Source organism: Kitasatospora sp. NPDC048365 (assembly GCF_043200835.1).
Taxonomy (GTDB): Bacteria; Actinomycetota; Actinomycetes; order Streptomycetales; family Streptomycetaceae; genus Kitasatospora; species Kitasatospora terrestris.
Genome location: NZ_JBICYJ010000008.1, coordinates 28,422 through 44,008, shown reverse-complemented (window position 1 = coordinate 44,008; position 15,587 = coordinate 28,422). Strand labels below are relative to the sequence as shown.

11 protein-coding genes are annotated in these 15,587 nt (G+C 76.3%); 2 read left to right on the top strand and 9 right to left on the bottom strand.

What is annotated here, in order from left to right; genetic code table 11:
• Positions 1 to 12: 12 nt before the first annotated feature.
• The 7 genes from ACGFX4_RS10490 to ACGFX4_RS10460 all read right to left on the bottom strand — a co-directional run bounded on the left by ACGFX4_RS10490 (position 13) and on the right by ACGFX4_RS10460 (position 11,137).
• Positions 13 to 1,815 (bottom strand): serine/threonine protein kinase, encoded by a 1,803-nt coding sequence (locus ACGFX4_RS10490; RefSeq protein WP_393071674.1) that lies wholly within the window; start codon positions 1,813 to 1,815, stop codon positions 13 to 15.
• Positions 1,812 to 3,866, bottom strand: a complete 2,055-nt coding sequence (locus ACGFX4_RS10485) for a vWA domain-containing protein (protein WP_393071672.1) — start codon at positions 3,864 to 3,866, stop codon at positions 1,812 to 1,814. The genes ACGFX4_RS10490 and ACGFX4_RS10485 overlap by 4 nt, the downstream gene beginning before the upstream one ends.
• On the bottom strand, positions 3,863 to 5,134 hold the full coding sequence (locus tag ACGFX4_RS10480) for a KH domain-containing protein (RefSeq protein WP_393071670.1): 1,272 nt from the start codon (positions 5,132 to 5,134) through the stop codon (positions 3,863 to 3,865). The genes ACGFX4_RS10485 and ACGFX4_RS10480 overlap by 4 nt, the downstream gene beginning before the upstream one ends.
• The gene (locus ACGFX4_RS10475) at positions 5,131 to 6,567 is read right to left on the bottom strand and encodes a hypothetical protein (protein ID WP_393071668.1); all 1,437 of its coding nucleotides are present in this window, start codon (positions 6,565 to 6,567) and stop codon (positions 5,131 to 5,133) included. Before ACGFX4_RS10475 ends, ACGFX4_RS10480 begins: the two co-directional genes overlap by 4 nt.
• A 58-nt stretch (positions 6,568 to 6,625) precedes the next feature.
• On the bottom strand, positions 6,626 to 7,741 hold the full coding sequence (locus ACGFX4_RS10470; RefSeq protein ID WP_393071977.1) for an FHA domain-containing protein: 1,116 nt from the start codon (positions 7,739 to 7,741) through the stop codon (positions 6,626 to 6,628).
• Between the two features lie 144 nt (positions 7,742 to 7,885).
• Positions 7,886 to 9,664, bottom strand: a complete 1,779-nt coding sequence (locus ACGFX4_RS10465; RefSeq protein ID WP_393071666.1) for a CARDB domain-containing protein — start codon at positions 9,662 to 9,664, stop codon at positions 7,886 to 7,888.
• Positions 9,665 to 9,817: 153 nt separating this feature from the next.
• Positions 9,818 to 11,137: a PucR family transcriptional regulator gene (locus ACGFX4_RS10460; RefSeq protein WP_393071664.1), complete on the bottom strand. Its 1,320-nt coding sequence runs from the start codon at positions 11,135 to 11,137 to the stop codon at positions 9,818 to 9,820.
• A gap of 190 nt (positions 11,138 to 11,327) precedes the next feature.
• Here ACGFX4_RS10460 and ACGFX4_RS10455 point away from each other — a divergent pair, with 190 nt between their 5' ends.
• A complete protein-coding gene (locus ACGFX4_RS10455) occupies positions 11,328 to 12,674 on the top strand; it encodes a lipase family protein (RefSeq protein ID WP_393071662.1) in 1,347 nt (448 codons plus the stop codon).
• A 103-nt stretch (positions 12,675 to 12,777) separates the two neighbouring features.
• Positions 12,778 to 13,365: a GNAT family N-acetyltransferase gene (locus ACGFX4_RS10450; RefSeq protein WP_393071660.1), complete on the top strand. Its 588-nt coding sequence runs from the start codon at positions 12,778 to 12,780 to the stop codon at positions 13,363 to 13,365.
• A gap of 20 nt (positions 13,366 to 13,385) precedes the next feature.
• On the opposite strand, the gene ACGFX4_RS10445 is transcribed toward ACGFX4_RS10450, so the two are convergent.
• Positions 13,386 to 14,168 carry a maleylpyruvate isomerase family mycothiol-dependent enzyme gene (locus ACGFX4_RS10445; protein ID WP_393071658.1) on the bottom strand — a complete coding sequence of 261 codons (783 nt, stop codon included), beginning with the start codon at positions 14,166 to 14,168 and terminating at the stop codon, positions 13,386 to 13,388.
• 56 nt (positions 14,169 to 14,224) lie between these two features.
• Positions 14,225 to 15,544: an aldehyde dehydrogenase family protein gene (locus ACGFX4_RS10440; protein WP_393071656.1), complete on the bottom strand. Its 1,320-nt coding sequence runs from the start codon at positions 15,542 to 15,544 to the stop codon at positions 14,225 to 14,227.
• Positions 15,545 to 15,587 lie beyond the last annotated feature (43 nt).

The following is a 15,587-nucleotide window of genomic DNA, read 5'->3' as shown; positions in this document are numbered from 1 at the left end:
GCGGCGCGGGTGTCAGGTGGCGGTGGCGAGCAGGTCGACGGGGTGCCAGCTGCCGTCCCAGTCCTCGTGCCAGCAGCGGACCTCGCCGTCGACCACGGCGGCGGCGAGCAGGCGGCCGTCACGGGTGAGGTGGAGAGCGGGGAGGGCGGCGGTGCCCGGGTGGGAGTGGGCGAGGGCGGTGGCCGGGGTGCTCACGGCAAAGCCGTGCGGACCGGCGGTGGCGGCGGCCAGGCCTCCACGGATGGTCAGCGTATGGCGTTCCGGGCCGAACGGCGTCGCCGGTTCGGCCTCCCAGATGCCGGAGAAGTGGCAGATCACGGTGTGTTCCCGGCCAGCGCCGTCCAGCAGACGGGCGGTCAGTTCGCCCCATGCGGTGACGGCGGCGGTGCCGCGGCGGGCGCCGACGTGGAGCATGACGCTCGGGAAGGGTCCGGTGCCCGGTTCGAGCGGCCACGTCCACTGGCTGGTGCGGTCGTCCTCTCCCACCAGGACGGCGGGCCGGCCGTCGGGGTCCCAGACGGCGGAGAGGACGCGGGCGGGCCGGGCGAGGGCGACGTGCTGCTCGTCCCGGGAGCCGTCGGGGCGGACGCGGTGCAGGCACAGGCCGGAGTCGGCGGCGGTCCAGACCAGCGCCTCGCCGCGGGGCGAGACGAGGGCGGCCAGGCCGCGGGCGTGGAACCGGACCCGCTCCCAGCCGTTGGCCCCGGTGCCGATCCACAGGACGTCGTAGCGGTCGACGGCGGCGGTGACCAGGTTGCCGGCGCCGTCCCGGACGACCGCCGCCTCGCGGACGCCGCGCGGCCCGCCGCCGACCGGCAGCGTCGGGGTGTCGGTGGAGGTGGACCAGCGGTGCAGGCCGTGCGCGCTGCCGGCGACCAGGACGGGCCGGTCTCGGACGTCGGTGGTGAGGGACAGACAGGTGTACTGCGGGCCGGGGCCGGTGGCGACCAGTTCGCGCAGCCGCTCGGCCCACGGGGTGAGCGGGCGCGGGCGGCGCTCCGGGTCCGGGTCGAGGGCCCGGAGCAGCCAGTCGACCGTCGCGGTGGCGTAGCCGGCCTCTTCGAGCTCCTCACCGGCCAGGGCGGCGACCCGGGCGGTGTCGCGGATGCGGGCGTCCGGGACCAGCAGGATCCGGGCCAGCGCGCCGACCGAGAAGGCGTCCTTGGCGGTGGTGGGCGGACCGCCGGGGCTCTCCTCGTCCGCCGAGCCGAAGCCGGGGGTGCCCACCCGGGTGCGCAGCGGCCGGTCGAGCCGGGCGAGGAAGGTCAGGTCGATCAGGTGCGGCCGTCCGGCGCCGTCGACGAGGACGTTGCCGTGCGAGATGTCCCGGTGCGCCCAGCCGGAGTCGTGCAGCTCGTCGACGATCCGGCAGAGCCGGACCAGCACGTCGAGCCGCTCGGCCGGGCCGGCGGCGGTCTGCCGGGCCCAGTCCTGGAGCTGCGGGCCGTCGACCCAGCGCGAGACCAGGTACGGGACCCGGCCGGGGCTCCCGGCGCCGGGCGGGTGAGGGGCGACGCCGATGAAGCAGAGCGGTACCACCAGGCCGGGGATGCTCAGCTGGTTGGCGCGGATCGCGCTGTCCTCCCAGCGCGCCCGCCAGCGGTCGATCTCGTCCTCGGTCGCGCGCGGCCCGTACGGCTTGAGGATCTTCACCGCGCACAGGTCGCGGGCGCCGTCCCGGTCGGTGCGTTCGGTCTGCCAGACCTCGCCCTCGCCACCGGCCTTGACCCTGCGCACCAGCCGGTACTCGTCCGGGCTGTGCGGTGGGCCGAGGGTGAGGCCGGGGCCGGGCTCGGGCTCGAACTCGAAGGTCACTCCTCACCCCGGTACCGGAAAGCGAACGAGCCGGTCGGCGCAGCCGCGGGCGGTGGCCCGACGTAGGTCGCCTCGGCACCGACGCCGGACGGCACCTGCTCCGGCGGCGGGTTGCCGGTGGACGGGTGGCCGGTGGGCAGGAGGTCGGCGGGCGCCCGGTCCACGGGCTGCGCCGGTGCGGCGGCCGGTGCCTGCGGCGGGACGGCCGGCGGGACGGCCGGCGGGCGCGGCGGTACCGCCGGGACCGGCGGCAGCTCATGGGCGGCGGCGAGCACGGCGGCCACCTGTTCGAGCAGGCCGGTGAGCTCCTCGACCCGGGCGGCCCGCCAGGCCGCGGACTCCGCCTCGACGCCCTGGGCCGCGGCGTCGAGGAAGCGGTGCAGCGCGTCCAGCGGCGGGCCGAGCACCGGCAGGACGGTCTCGGTCCGGGCCGGGCGGAAGGCGGCGGTGAGGTCGCGGACGAAGAAGCGGCGGCCGTCCTCGGAGTCGCCGCCGACCACGGAGCGGGTCACCGCCCGCTTGACGTTGCGGGCGTCGAGGAGCGGCCGGCCGAAGACCCGCTGGGACTCGGTGATGACCCGGGTGGCGGCGGTGGAGAGCCGCTCCGCCAGGCCGGTGGTGTCCGGCCCCGGCGCCGGGCGCTGCCCGCCGCCGGCCGCCTGCTCGCCGAGGGCCCGCAGGGCGGCCGCCGTCCGCGGGTGCAGCGGCCGGCCCGCGGTGTCGGCGGCCCCGCGCAGCGGGACCCGGCGGGTGGTGCCGGAGCCGAGGCCGGAGAAGGCGTGGGCGAGCACGTCGAAGCCGCCGATGGCGGCGGTCTCCCCGCCGCCGACCCGCACCAGCTGCCCGAGCAGTTGGTGGTTGGGTTCGAGCGCGGTGCCGCCCTGGTTCCCGTCGCGCACCCACTGCTGGTACATCGCGGGGGTACTGATGCCGATCGCGTGCAGGCGCACGCCCATGTCGCGGTGGAGGTGCTCCATCAGGCTGACCGGCTCCTCGGCCGCGCGGACGACCTCGCCGAGGCCCTGGTCGCCCTTGGGCGCCCAGTGCGCGCCGTCGCTGACCAGGACCACCAGCTTCTCGTTGCCCGGCTTGCCGTGGTGGTAGAGCAGGTTGGCGGCGTCGTGCAGGGCGTTGCCGATGTCCGTCCCGGCGTTGACCGGGCGCAGCAGGGCCACCGCCTGGCGGAACTCCGCCGCGGTGGTGCCGGCCGACCCGGCGTCGAGTTCGGCCATGCCGCCGCCGCGCGGGAAGACCTGGTGGGTGGAGTGGGTGAACTGCACCAGGGCGATGCGCGACACCCGGCCGCTGAGTTGCAGCCGCATCTCCAGCAGGTACTGGAGGGCGCTGCGCAGCGCCTCCATCCGCTGCTGGCGCGGCGCGGCGGCGGGGCGGCGGAAGACGGACAGGAAGCCCCCGCCGCCCTCCTCGCGCAGGCCGGGGATGTCGTCCACGCTCATCGAGCCGCTGCAGTCGGCCAGCACCACGATGTCGACGCCGTTGCGGGCGCCGGAGGCGAACAGCTCCACCTCGGTCTGCGCGGTGATCTCGCCGAGCACCCCGCGCTGCCCGTCGGCGTCGGCGAGCTGGACCCGGTACGGGAGGCCGGACACCTCCAGCCACAGCTCGTGGTCGGGCTCGGCGGGCAGCCAGAGCAGGCGCCCGGCCAGGCCGGCGTCGGCGAGCTCGCGGACGGCCGCGTCCAGCGGCGACTCGGTGGGCATCTCCAGCCGGATCCGGCGCAGCGGCACCACCGGCGGCCGGTCGATCCGCCAGGTCTGCCCGACCGGCGAGGCCTCCAGGCCCAGCGCGGCGGCGCGTTCCTCGCCGAGCGCGACGACCCCGGCGGGCACCTCCGCGAGCGGGACCAGGCGCAGTTCGGCCGTGACGCCCGAGCCGCCGCTCTCCAGGGTGAGCAGCACGGGCAGGCCGGCGGCGGGGGTGCCGGCCGGCAGGTCGGCGGCGCCGACCCCGGCCTGCTGGCCGGTGATCGGCCCGCCCTCGACCACCGGGTGCAGCCGGTGGGTGGCCGCGCTCAGCAGCGGGTTGCTCATCGACGTCCCCTCCGATTCCCGTCGGCCAGCCGGATGTCCACGCCCAGCTGCTCCGAGTAGGACCTGATCCGGGAGCCCTGCGGGCCGATGAACCGGCCCTGCAGGTCCGCCGGCAGGTGCACCCAGAGCAGTGCCGGACGGCCGCCGCCGGGCCCGCCGGTGCGGGCCGCCTTGAACTCCTGGAGCCGCAGCCCGGCGGCGATCTCCGCGCCCCACCGCGGGTCCTGGCGGAGCAGCAGCTGCTGCAGCGCCAGGAGGATCTGCTCGCCCTCGGCGGCGCGGCCGCGCAGCTCGCCGAGCTCCCGGTCCCAGCCGGCCGTCGCCCGTTCCATGGCAGGGCCGACCCGGCCCCGGAGTCCGTCCAGGACGCCCCGGATCGCCCGGTAGTCGACGGCGAGTTCGCGGTGGCCGCAGTTGCGCAGGTTGTGGCCGAACGCCTGGAGCGAGGGCATCCGTACGCCGGGCTTGCGGGTCGCGCCCACGCAGATCTGGTGCAGCAGCCGGTCGGCGGGCAGGCCGACCACGGCGCTGTGCGCGCGGCAGAGCCCGAGGCCCACGCGTTCGGCGCCGAAGACCTGCCAGCGGCGGGCGTGCCGGGTGCAGGCCTGCCGGCCGCAGGGCCGGCCGGCGTGGTCCGCCCAGTCGCAGGTCACCGTGCCGACCGAGGCGCAGCCGCCCTCCTCGCAGACCGGGAAGGCGAGCCGGTAGCAGCCGGGGCAGTAGTCGGTGTCCGGGTCCTGCGGGTGGCTGGTCCGGTGGCGGCCGCACCAGGACCGGCGGGTGCGGCAGCCCGTGCCGGCGCACCAGAAGTCGGCGTGGTCGCCGCACTCCTGGCAGCGCGGGTGGTGGTCGGGACAGCTCGGGGTGAGCGCGCCGTCGAGCAGGACGGCGTGGTCCACGCAGACCAGGTCCGGGCGGCCGTCGTCGGAGCAGCCGCGGCAGCGGAACACGCCGTAGCCGGACCGGCCCTGGCGGTCGCAGGCGGCGCAGCGGTGCACCAGCCTGGCCGGCTCGCGGACGGCGACCAGGTCGACCCGGGTGTCCGGGGCGAGGACCGGGACGCCGGGGGCGACCCGGAGGATCTCCAGCCGGACGGTGCCCGGCTCGGCGTCCCAGGAGTGCACGGCGCCGCCGCGCAGCGGACGGCCGTAGAGGGTGGGCTCCAGCTGCGTCCACAGGGCCGCGAGGTCGTCCTGGCCGCCGATCGGCGCGGACCAGCCGCGCAGGTCGAGGACCGCCTCGACCTGGCCGGCCCGGTAGTCGGTCATGCGCCGTCCTTCCGCTGGGGTCGATCGGGGCGGCGGTCCTGGGGCAGGCCCGTCGTCCGGCCGCGGCCGGGTTCCTGGTGGCCGGGTCGGCGGCCCTGCCGGCGCGGGTTGCCGTTCCCCCGGTTGCCCTGCCGGCCGCTGCCCGGGCGGTCCGACCGGGCGGACGGCTCGGCACCGGCCGCCGGGGCGACGCCCTCGGCGAGGGTGCGTCGCCAGTCGCTCAGCAGCAACTCCAGGACGCCGGGGGAGTCCTGGGCCAGCACCGCCGGGAGCTCGCCGCCGGGGCGGGGGTCGTGGAGCAGGTACTCGGCCTGCTGGGCGAGCGCGGCCGAGCTGCTGTTCTGCCGGGCCGTGCGCAGCAGCAGGTCCTGGGTCCGCAGGCCCGGCAGCCCGAAGGAGGGCAGCTCGACCGGTGCGAGCAGCGGCAGCAGCTCCTCGGCGGTGGCGTCGAGCAGGCGGAGTTCGGGCACCAGGTCGGTGAGCAGCCGGCGGGCCGCCTCGCGGGCGGGCCGGGTGCGCTGCGCCCGGCCGGGGTCGGCGGACGGGCCGCCGGTGGACCGGCCGCCGGTCGATCCGCCGCCGGTGGTCTCGGGGACGAAGCGGGCGCGCAGGCCGTGCACGACCGCGCGGGCCCGGTTGGCCTCGATCACGCTCTGCGGGACGTTGCGTTCCCGCTCGCCGGCCCGGACCGTCCGTCGGGCCTTGAGCGCCAGCGCGCCCAGCAGCAGCGCCTGGGCGCGCAGGTCGGCCAGGGACACCTGGGCGTCCACACAGCGGACCAGGGTCTCGGCCGGCGTGCCGGGCCCGGCGGGCACCGGGGCGACGTCCATCCGCAGCAGGTCGGCGATGCCGTGGCGGCGGCGGAGTTCGGCGCGGACGTGGTGCAGGTGGCGGGGGTCGGTCGAGGCCAGGTAGCGCGCGGCCAGGTGCTCGCGGGAGTCGGCGAGCCGCCGCGAGCCGACCCGGTCGGCGGGACCGCCGACCCGGACCCGCCCGGTGAGCGCGATCAGGGTCGGGCTGTGCCGGCGCAGCAGGTTGCCGAGCACCTCCTGCTCGGCGTCGTCCACGGTGGCCAGGCCGTGCAGGTCGCCGCCGAGCGGCGGCAGCGGGCCGGTCGGGGCGAGCCGGACGCCGGGTGCGTGCAGGGCGCCGCCGAGCGCCCGGGCGCTGCCCGCCAGGGCGGCCAGCACCGCACCGAGGTAGCCGAACGCGGCCTCGCGCGCCGCGGGCGTCCCCAGCCAGGCGCCCGGCAGGGCGACGCTCAGCAGGCCCTCGGCGCGTCCGTCGGCGCGCAGTTCGGCAGCGGGCACCGAGGGCGGTGGGCCGGGCAGCGTCGCGGAGCGCAGCAGCGCGCCGGTGTCCACGCCGGTCACGGCGACCCCCTTGGTGAGGGACTGCCGTGCCGGCCCCACCCGGGTCAGACTCACCAACATGTGATCAGGTTATCCAATGGGACGCCTGACGTGGGAGGTTGACCGACAATCAGGCCGATCAGCCCAGCACGGTCAGCCCGCCGCCCGCGGTGTCCAGGGTCGGGGCGGCCTGTTCCTCGGCGTTGAGGTGGCGTCGGCCGGAGAGGCGGACCACGACGGCGTCGCCGAGCAGCAGGCGGTCGGTCTCGCCGAGGGCGAGGCGTTCGCCCGGCTCCAGGCGGCGCCACGAACCGCGGTGCAGCAGCGTGCCGTTGCCCGAACCCAGGTCCACGGCGAAGGCGCGCGGCCCGCCGGAGGTCTCCTCCAGCGACAGCATCAGGTGCCGGCGGCTGACCCGCCGCACCTCGAACGGCGGCCGGAGCTCGGTGGCCGCCAGGTTGACGCCGTTGCTCAGGTCCCCGCGGCCGAGCTGCACCGCGCTGCCGACACTGAGCGGGAAGCGCAGGAACTCCCGGCCGTCGGCGGCGTCCGAGGCGACGATCACCCGGCTGGCGCCGCGCGGCCCCGCCTCCTGCAGGGGGTAGCCGCAGCAACTGCACTCGGCCCGGCCGTCGCGGCCGATCGACGGCCAGTCCAGCAGCCGGTCCGGCCACAGGAACGCCTTCATGCAGCCCCGGGTGGTGCACCGCCAGTGGCTGCGCAGCACCCGGCGGTGCGCCGTGACGTCGGTGTCGATGTGGTGCTGCCCGTGCTTGAGGTCCTTGTGCTCCACCGCCCGCGAGACCAGGTGGTCGGGCACCGGCTGGATGCCGCTGGGGCGAAGCCGCACCGTGCCCTCGTGCTCCTCCCAGCCGAGGAAGCGCTCGGGGGACCGCTCGATCCAGGGGTGTTGACGGCGCAGGTCCTTGAACTGGTCGGCGCTGACCACGTACCAGCCGCGGTCGTGGGCGAGTTGCAGCAGCACCGGGTCGGCGGTCGGGGCGAAGCGCAGCTCGCCGGAGCGCTCCAGCCGGGCCAGCGTCTGCCGGTCGTCCGGCGGCAGCGCACGCCGCAGCGAGTTGTCGGCCACCAGCAGCAGCGGGGCGCCGGCGCCGTACTGGCGGTGCCAGGCCGTGCGGACCGACTCCAGGCGCCGCAGCAGCGGGTAGTGCCGGCGAAGCGGCGGCAGCCGCTCGGACCAGCAGACGTTCGACACGTCGACGACGGCCCCGATGTCGGTCGGCACCTGCTGCATCGCCCCCACGATCTCTCCGCTCCTGACCAGGAGTTGCCCAAGCTAGCCGCCCGCGCCGGAGGTGGGCAAGGCGTCCGTCCCCCGGTCGGGGGACGGGCCGGGCGCGGCCGGGCCCGGGGTGGCCCCGCCGCGCCGGCGGACGGGTCAGCGGATCGGCGTCGAGATGGTCGCCGCGTTGTTGGCGGGGTCCGGGTCGGGGGTGGTGGCGGTGGCCCGGGCGGTGTCGGTGATGCCGTACGGGCCGGTGCCCAGGGCGCGGACCACCAGGGTGACGGTGACGGTGCCGCCGGAGGCGAGGGTGCCGACCGTGCAGGTCACGCTGTCGGTGGAGCCGACCGGCGGGGTGACGCAACTGCCCCTGCTGGTGGCGGCGCTGACGAACCGGCCGTTCGCGGGCACGGTGTCGGTGACGACGACGCCCTCGGCGGCCGTCGGACCGTTGTTCCGGACGGTGACCGTGTAGGTGAGGTTGCTGCCGTTGTTGACCGGCTCGGGGGAGGCGGAGACGGCGACGGTGAGGTCGGCCAGCGGCCGGACCACGGCGGTGGTGAACTCGCTGCCGCCGCCGATCGCGGTCGCCCCTTCGAGGAACCGGGTGCAGGGCGCGCTCTCGCCGACGGCGCAGACCCGTACGGGCGTGGACCGCTGGGTGGTGGTGCCGTCGCCGACCTGGCCGCTGGTGTTCCAGCCCCAGCCGACCGCGCTGCCGTCGGCGCGCAGCGCCACGGCGTGGCCGGTGCCGGAGACGACGGCGGTGACGCCGGTCAGGCCCTGGGTGCAGGGCGCGCTCTCGCCGACCGCGCAGACGGCGACGGGCGTGTTCCGGTTGGTGGTGGTGCCGTCGCCGAGCTCGTTGAGGAAGTTGTCCCCCCAGGTGCGGACGGCTCCGGTGGTGGTGACGGCGGAGCTGACGGCGCCGGTGCCCAGGGCGGCGATGCCGGTCAGGCCCTGGGTGCAGGGCGCGCTCTCGCCGACCGCGCAGACCCGTACGGGCGCCCACCGGTCGGTGTTGGTGCCGTCGCCGACCTCACCGCTGTAGTTGAGGCCCCAGGCGACGACGCTGTGGTCGGAGCGCAGCGCCATGCTGTGGCTGCCGCCGGTGGAGACCGCGATGATGCCGGTCAGGGCGGCGTTGCAGGCCGAGTCGGCGCAGATCGACTCGGCGCTGGTGGAGTTGGTGGTGGTGTTGTTGCCGAGCTCGCCGCGTGAGTTGGCGCCCCAGGAGTAGACGAAGCCGGTGGACAGCAGGGCGAGGTTGCTGGACCCGCCCCCGGCGGAGATCGCGACCACGTTCGAGAGCGTGCTGGCGCAGCTGAACCGGCAGGTGGCGACCGGCGTGTAGCGCTGGGTGAGGGTGCCGTCGCCGAGCTGGCCGACGCTGTTGCTGCCCCAGGCGAGGACGGTGCCGTCGGCGCGCAGCGCCAGGCTGTGCCCGCTGCCGGCGGACACCGCGACCACCCCGCCCAGCCAGGACGAGCAGGGCGCGCTCTGGCCGGCGGCGCAGACCGGTGCCGGGGTGGTGCGGTCGGTGAACGTGCCGTCGCCGAGCTGGCCGAAGGCGTTGTTGCCCCAGGCGAGGACGGTGCCGTCGGCGCGCAGCGCGAGGGTGTGGCTGGAGCCGCTGGAGATCGAGATCACGTCCTGGAGCGGCCCGGTGCACGGGGCACCGCCGCAGGCGCGGTCGGGCGTGGTGCGGAAGGCGACGGCGGTGCCGTCGCCGAGCTGGCCGTTGTTGCCCTTGCCCCAGGCGACGGCGGTCCCGGCGATGCCCGGGCGCAGGGCCCGGGGGCCGTCGGCGCCCCGGGCGGGGAGCGCACCGAGCGGGAGCAGCAGGCCGGCGAGCAGGGCGAGCAGGAGGACGGCCGCTCTTCGTGGGGCGGGTCGGCGCAGCGGCGGGTGGCCGGAGGCGGGGTGGTGCGGCACGGGCGGGTCCTTTCGCCGGGGTGGTCCGAGGTGATCGGTGTGGACCCAACATGCGCAGCCGGTCCGCGCGGCCGGCGGCGACAGCACCGCGAGGTCACTCCGCCGGGCGCACGGGCGGGAGCGGCGCACCCGCATCGGACGGGTGACCGTCCGTCAGCCCGGGTCGGGCGCGGTGTGCCGGGCGGTGTCGTGGGCGGCGAGGGCGGCGCGCAGGGTGAGCTGGTCGGCGCCCCGGGCGGCGTCCAGGCCGGTGAGCTCGGTGGCCTTGCGCAGGCGGTAGTCGACCGTGTTGGGGTGCACCTGGAGCCGGGCGGCGGCCTGCCGCCGGTCGAGGCCGCAGGCGAGGAAGGCGCGCAGGGTGTCGAGCAGTTCGGGGCGCCCGGCGAGCGGGGCGAGCAGGGTGGCGAGCCGGTCCCGGGCCGGGCTCGGGCGGCTCAGCTGGTACTCCAGCAGGACGTCGTCGAGCAGGTACAGCCCGGGTCCGCGGCCGGACGCCTGCGCCACCTCCCGGACCTCGCCCACCAGCCGGGCGGCGTCGGCGACGCCGTCGGGCGCGGCGGCGGCCGCCGCCACCAGCAGCTCGGCGCCGCAGACCCGGGCGAGGTCCTCGACCAGCCGGGCGAGCCGGTCGCGGTCCGGGCCGGCGAGGTCGGCGGGCGGCGCCTCGGAGGGGATGAGCACCAGCCCGCCGGCGGCGGAGAGGGCGGAGAGCGGGTCGCCCTTGGTCCGGTGGCGCAGCTCGTTGCGCAGTCGGCGGAGCTTGCGGCGGGCGGCGACGTCGTGGTTGACACCGGGGAGCAGCTCGTCGGGGTGCGGGCCCATGGTGATCCCGAGGACCAGGAAGCACGGCGGCAGCGCGAGTCCGGCCCGGTCGGCGGCGGCCTGCGGGTCGCCGCCCTCCAGCAGCCGGGACAGCAGCGCCTGCCGGGCGACCTGCTCGTCGCCGAGCGCGGCCTGCCGCTCCTGGACGTACCCGGCGGCGACCGCGCAGCTGACCAGCCGGAGGTAGTCCAGCAGCCGGTACTGGACCAGCAGGACGTCCGGCAGGTCGTCGGGTCCGGCGGCGGCCAGCACCCGGGCCGCGCACTCCTGCGCCCCGAAGTGGTACGCCCCGACGACGGCCTCCAGCGGGACGCCCTCGTCGGCGCGCCGGGCCGAGGACTCGCTGATCCGGGTGAGCTCGCCCTCGCCCGGCAGTTCGCCGGTGCGCAGCGTCTCGGTGAACGCCCGGATGCCGCGGTCCACCTCCCGGACGACCTCGCCGCGGAGCTGCTCCGAGGGCAGCGCCCCGTACGCCGGCAGCTGCTCGACCAGACGGGCCATCACCGCGGGCGCCAGGACCGCCGCGGCGGCCCGCAGCCGCTCGTGCACGGCCACGCCGCCGAGCCGCGGCGCCGGGCCGCGGTCCGCCGGGCCGTGCGCCACGGGGTCTCGCCGCTCGGCGTCGCGGTCCGCCTGGTTGGACGCGGTCACAAACCACCTCGCGAATCTCTGGTGTACGGCCCGGGGACACCCCCGCCGTACCGCCGCCATGATGTTCTCCGGGACGTTACTTACCAGTTGGTAACACGCCCGCCGGTGGACCACCAGAGATGTGCGGACCCCAACCGCACCGTCCACCGGACCCTCACCCACCCACCCCACAGACTCGGGGGAGTCAGTCATGCGCAGGAACACCTCCCGGCTGCTTGCCGCCGCCGTCACCGCCGCCCTGGCCGCGACGGCGCTCGCCTCCACCGCCGGACCCGCCGCCGCGGCAGCCGCCCCCTCGGCCGCCGCGGCGAGCGACCCGTTCTACTCGTACGACGGCACCACGCCGCTGTCCTCGCTCGCGCCGGGCACCGTGCTCAAGACCCGGACCCTCACCTACCACGTGGTGGGCCTGCCCACCCCGGTGAAGGCGATCCAGCTGCTCTACCGCACCACGGACGCGCAGGGCCGCCCGTCCGCCAACGTCACCACCGTGGTGCGCAGCCTGACCGGCGACAGCACCAGGGCGGTCTCGTACCAGTCGTTCTACGACTCCCTCAACCCGGCGGACAGCCCCTCCCGGGCCGTCGCCGGCGACCTCAGCCTCGGCGGGCTGATCCCCAACGCCGAGGCGCTGTTCGTCGTCCCGCTGCTGGCGCAGGGCTACAACGTGGTCATCCCGGACACCGAGGGGCAGACCGCCGACTTCGCCGCGGGCCCGGAGTACGGCACCAACACGCTGGACTCGATCCGCGCCGCGACCCGCTCCGAGGCCACCGGCATGAACGCCGACACCGCGTTCGGGCTGATGGGCTACTCCGGCGGCGCGATCGCCACCGACTGGGCGGCCGCCCTGGCGCCGTCCTACGCGCCGGACGTCAACCGCAAGCTGGTCGGCTTCACCGAGGGCGGCCTGCTGGTCGCCCCGGCCCACAACCTCAAGTACGTCGACGGCTCGCTGGCCTGGAGCGGCGTCATCCCGATGGCGATCATCGGCGTCTCCCGCTCCTTCGGCATCGACCTCAAGCCCTACCTGAGCGACTACGGCCTGACGGTCTACCGGGAGCTGGAGCAGGGGTCGATCATCGACGCCATCGGCCACTACCCCGGCCTGACCTGGAAGAAGATGGCCAAGCCGCAGTACGCCGACCCCAACTCGGTGCCCGCCTTCCTCTCCGCGGTGAACCGGGTCAACCTCGGCTCGGCCCCCACCCCGACCGTCCCCGGCTACATCGCGCAGGGCAACGGCGGCGTCCTGGAGGGCACCTTCAACAACCCCGCCGGCATCGGCACCGGCGACGGCGTCATGGTCGCCGGCGACGTCCGGGCGCTCGCCCGGCAGTACTGCGCCACCGGCAACCCCGCGATCAAGTACCAGCAGTACGACCTGCTCAGCCACGTCGGAGCCACCGTCCCCTGGGCGCCCCAGGCCCTCGGCTGGCTGAACGACCGCTTCGCCGGCCGGACCGCCCCCAGCGACTGCGGCCACATCCCCGCCGGCAACTCCCTCGCCCCCGAACAGCCCGCGCCCACCTCCTGACATCCCGTACCAGCCGGGCCCCGCCGCACCAGCACCACGCGGCGGGGCCGCAACCCCGACGGACCCCTGTCAAGAATCGCCCGCCGGAGTTAGCCTGCTCCGCATGGCACCACGGCCCCCCTCGCCGGCCGTCCTGCACGGCCGCTACACCCGGCTGGAACCCCTCACCCCGGCACACGTCCCGGACCTGCACCTCGCCGGAAGCCGCGACGACGGCCTCTGGCAGTGGCTTCCGGTCGTCACGCCCTACACCCTCGGCGAGATGCACATGCTCGTCGAACAGCGCCTCGCCCAGCAGGCCGCCGGCGGGGCGGTGCTGTTCGCCATCGTCCCGGCCGCCACCGGCCGCGCCGCCGGCTGGATCGCCTACACCGACGTCTCGGTCGCCGACGAGCGCCTGGACATCGGCTGGCACTGGGCCGCCCGCTCCACCTGGAACACCCCGGTCACCACCGAGACCCACCTGCTGCTGCTCCGGCACGCCTTCGAGCAGCTGGCCTTCGGCCGGGTCCAGTGGCAGATCGACCACCTGGACATCCGCTCCCAGCTCGCGCTGTCCGGCCTCGGCGCGCTGCGCGAGGGACCGCTGCGCCGCCACGCCCGCCGCTCCGACGGCACCTGGCGGGACACCCTGATCTACGCGCTGCTCGCCAACGAGTGGCGCAACGGCTGGGGCGCCGGGCTGTTCTGAGCGGCGCCGACGGCCCGGTCTCAGAACCTGGAGTCGGCGACCCAGCGCGCCGGCAGCTCCCGGTCGCCCGCGACCTCGAAGGCGTCCGCGTCGAGCGGCAGCCGGCCGTAGACGAGCAGCAGCAGATCGGCCGCCGGGCCCCGGACCGTCGCGTCCGCCTCGGCCGGCTCCCCGTCCGGCACCAGCCCGAAGCCGTCCGGCCGCAGCCGCACCAGCCAGTCGCCGTCCCCGTCGGTGGAGCGGAAGCGGATCGTCTCGCCCGCGCCCCGGAGCCTCGCCACCCCGGGGGCGAAGAGACCCGCGTACGGCAGGTTCACCAGGAACTCGTCCACGCCGTCGACCGCGAGCGCCCGCTCGATCCGCGGCCGGATCCCGAGGGCCAGCTCCGCGTCGACCCGGTGCACCAGGGTTTCGAACAGCATCCGGCGGGCCCAGAAGCGGGCGTGCTGGTCGGCGCCCCATGCCCACATCGGGGTGTCCGGGGCGGTCGCCGCGAACGCGTCCGCCGCCTCGGCGGCGCTGCCGGCCAGCCAGTCGGCCCACGCGTCGTCCCCGTCCTGCCCGTCCGGCAGCCGCAGGTCGACGTCCCGGCTGCGCGGCGGCTCCTGGATCCGGCCGCGCAGGAGGGCGGAGAACCACCGCTGCGCGCTGCCGGTGTGCCGGACCAGCTCGCCCAGCGTCCACTCCGGGCAGGTCGGGACCCGGGTCGTCAGGTCGGCGCCCTTGACGGCGGCGACGAACCGGGCGGTCTCGGCCGCGACGGCGGCGTGGTGGTCGGCGGGGGAGAGCGCGGGAGTGCTCACGGGTGCGGTGCCTCTCGGACGGTGGCGGGCGGCGGCGGGCAGGGGCGGCGGGGGTCTCAGCCGAGCGGCTTGTCGAGGACGGCCTTGGTGTGGCTGAACGTGTCGAGCGAGTACTCGCCGTGGTAGCGGCCCATGCCGCTCTCGCCGACCCCGCCGAACGGCAGCTCGGGGACGGCCAGGTGCGACACCGGCAGGCCGAACACCAGCGCGCCGGAGGAGGTCTCCTCGGCGAGGCGCCGCTTGGTGTCCTCGGAGTCGGTGAAGGCGTACAGCGCGAGCGGCTTCTCGCGCTCGTTGACGAAGGCGATCGCCGCGTCCAGGTCCGGCACGGTGACGACGGGCAGGATCGGACCGAAGATCTCCTCCCGCATCACCGGGGCCGAGGGCGGGACGTCGGCGAGCACGGTGGGCGCGAGGTAGCGGGCGGCCCGGTCGTGGGCGCCGCCGGTGACCACCCGGCCCTCGCCGAGCAGCCCGGTGAGCCGGTCGAAGTGGCGCTCGTTGACGATCCGCCCGTACTCCGGGTCGGCGGCCGGGTCCTCCCCGTGCGCCGCGCGGACGGCGGCCGCCAGCTCGGCCTCCAGCCCGGCCGCGGTGTCGCCGACGGCGAGCACGTAGTCGGGGGCGACGCAGGTCTGCCCGGCGTTGAGGAACTTGCCCCGGACGATCCGCTGCGCGGTCACCGCCAGGTCGACGCCGGGGTCGACCACCACGGGGCTCTTGCCGCCGAGTTCGAGGGTGACGGGGGTCAGGTGCCGGGCGGCCGCTGCCATCACGATCCGCCCGACCGCGCCGTTGCCGGTGTAGAAGATGTGGTCGAAGCGCTGCTCCAGCAGCGCGGTGGTCTCCGGGACGGCACCCTCGACGACGGCGACCGCCTGCGGGTCGAGGTAGCGGGGCAGCAGCCGGGCGATCGCCGCCGAGGTCGCCGGGGCCAGCTCGCTGGGCTTGACCACGGCGGTGTTGCCGGCCGCCAGGGCGCCCACCAGCGGCGCGAGGGCCAGCTGCAGCGGGTAGTTCCACGGCGCGATGATCAGCACGGTGCCGAGCGGGTCGCGGACCACCCGGGCCTCGGCCGGCCGGAACGCGTCCGGCACGGCGGCCGGCCGCGGCTCCAGCCACTCGGCCAGGTGCTTCACGGTGTGGTCGAGCTCGTTGACGGTGAAGGCCACCTCGGTCCGGTACGCCTCGGCGGGGCCCTTGCCCAGGTCGGCGCGGAGGGCGGCGAGGAACGCGTCCGACTGCTCGGTGAGCATGGCGCGCAGGGCCGCCAGCTGGTCGAGGCGCCAGGCGAGCGGCTTGGTGCGTCCGGTGCGGAAGGTGGCGCGCAGCCGCTCCACCACGTCGGCGGGGTCGGTGACGGGGGAGTCGGTCATGGTGCTGCTCCAGGGGAGATTGAGGACCTTGATGGTTGAGGTT

Bases quoted from the DNA above. Each gene is read 5' to 3' on its own strand.
- ACGFX4_RS10485 (WP_393071672.1), bottom strand. From the start codon at position 3,866: ATGAGCAACCCGCTGCTGAGCGCGGCCACCCACCGGCTGCACCCGGTG.
- ACGFX4_RS10480 (WP_393071670.1), bottom strand. From the start codon at position 5,134: ATGACCGACTACCGGGCCGGCCAGGTCGAGGCGGTCCTCGACCTGCGC.
- ACGFX4_RS10475 (WP_393071668.1), bottom strand. From the start codon at position 6,567: ATGTTGGTGAGTCTGACCCGGGTGGGGCCGGCACGGCAGTCCCTCACC.
- ACGFX4_RS10470 (WP_393071977.1), bottom strand. From the start codon at position 7,741: ATGCAGCAGGTGCCGACCGACATCGGGGCCGTCGTCGACGTGTCGAAC.
- ACGFX4_RS10455 (WP_393071662.1), top strand. From the start codon at position 11,328: ATGCGCAGGAACACCTCCCGGCTGCTTGCCGCCGCCGTCACCGCCGCC.
- ACGFX4_RS10450 (WP_393071660.1), top strand. From the start codon at position 12,778: ATGGCACCACGGCCCCCCTCGCCGGCCGTCCTGCACGGCCGCTACACC.
- ACGFX4_RS10440 (WP_393071656.1), bottom strand. From the start codon at position 15,544: ATGACCGACTCCCCCGTCACCGACCCCGCCGACGTGGTGGAGCGGCTG.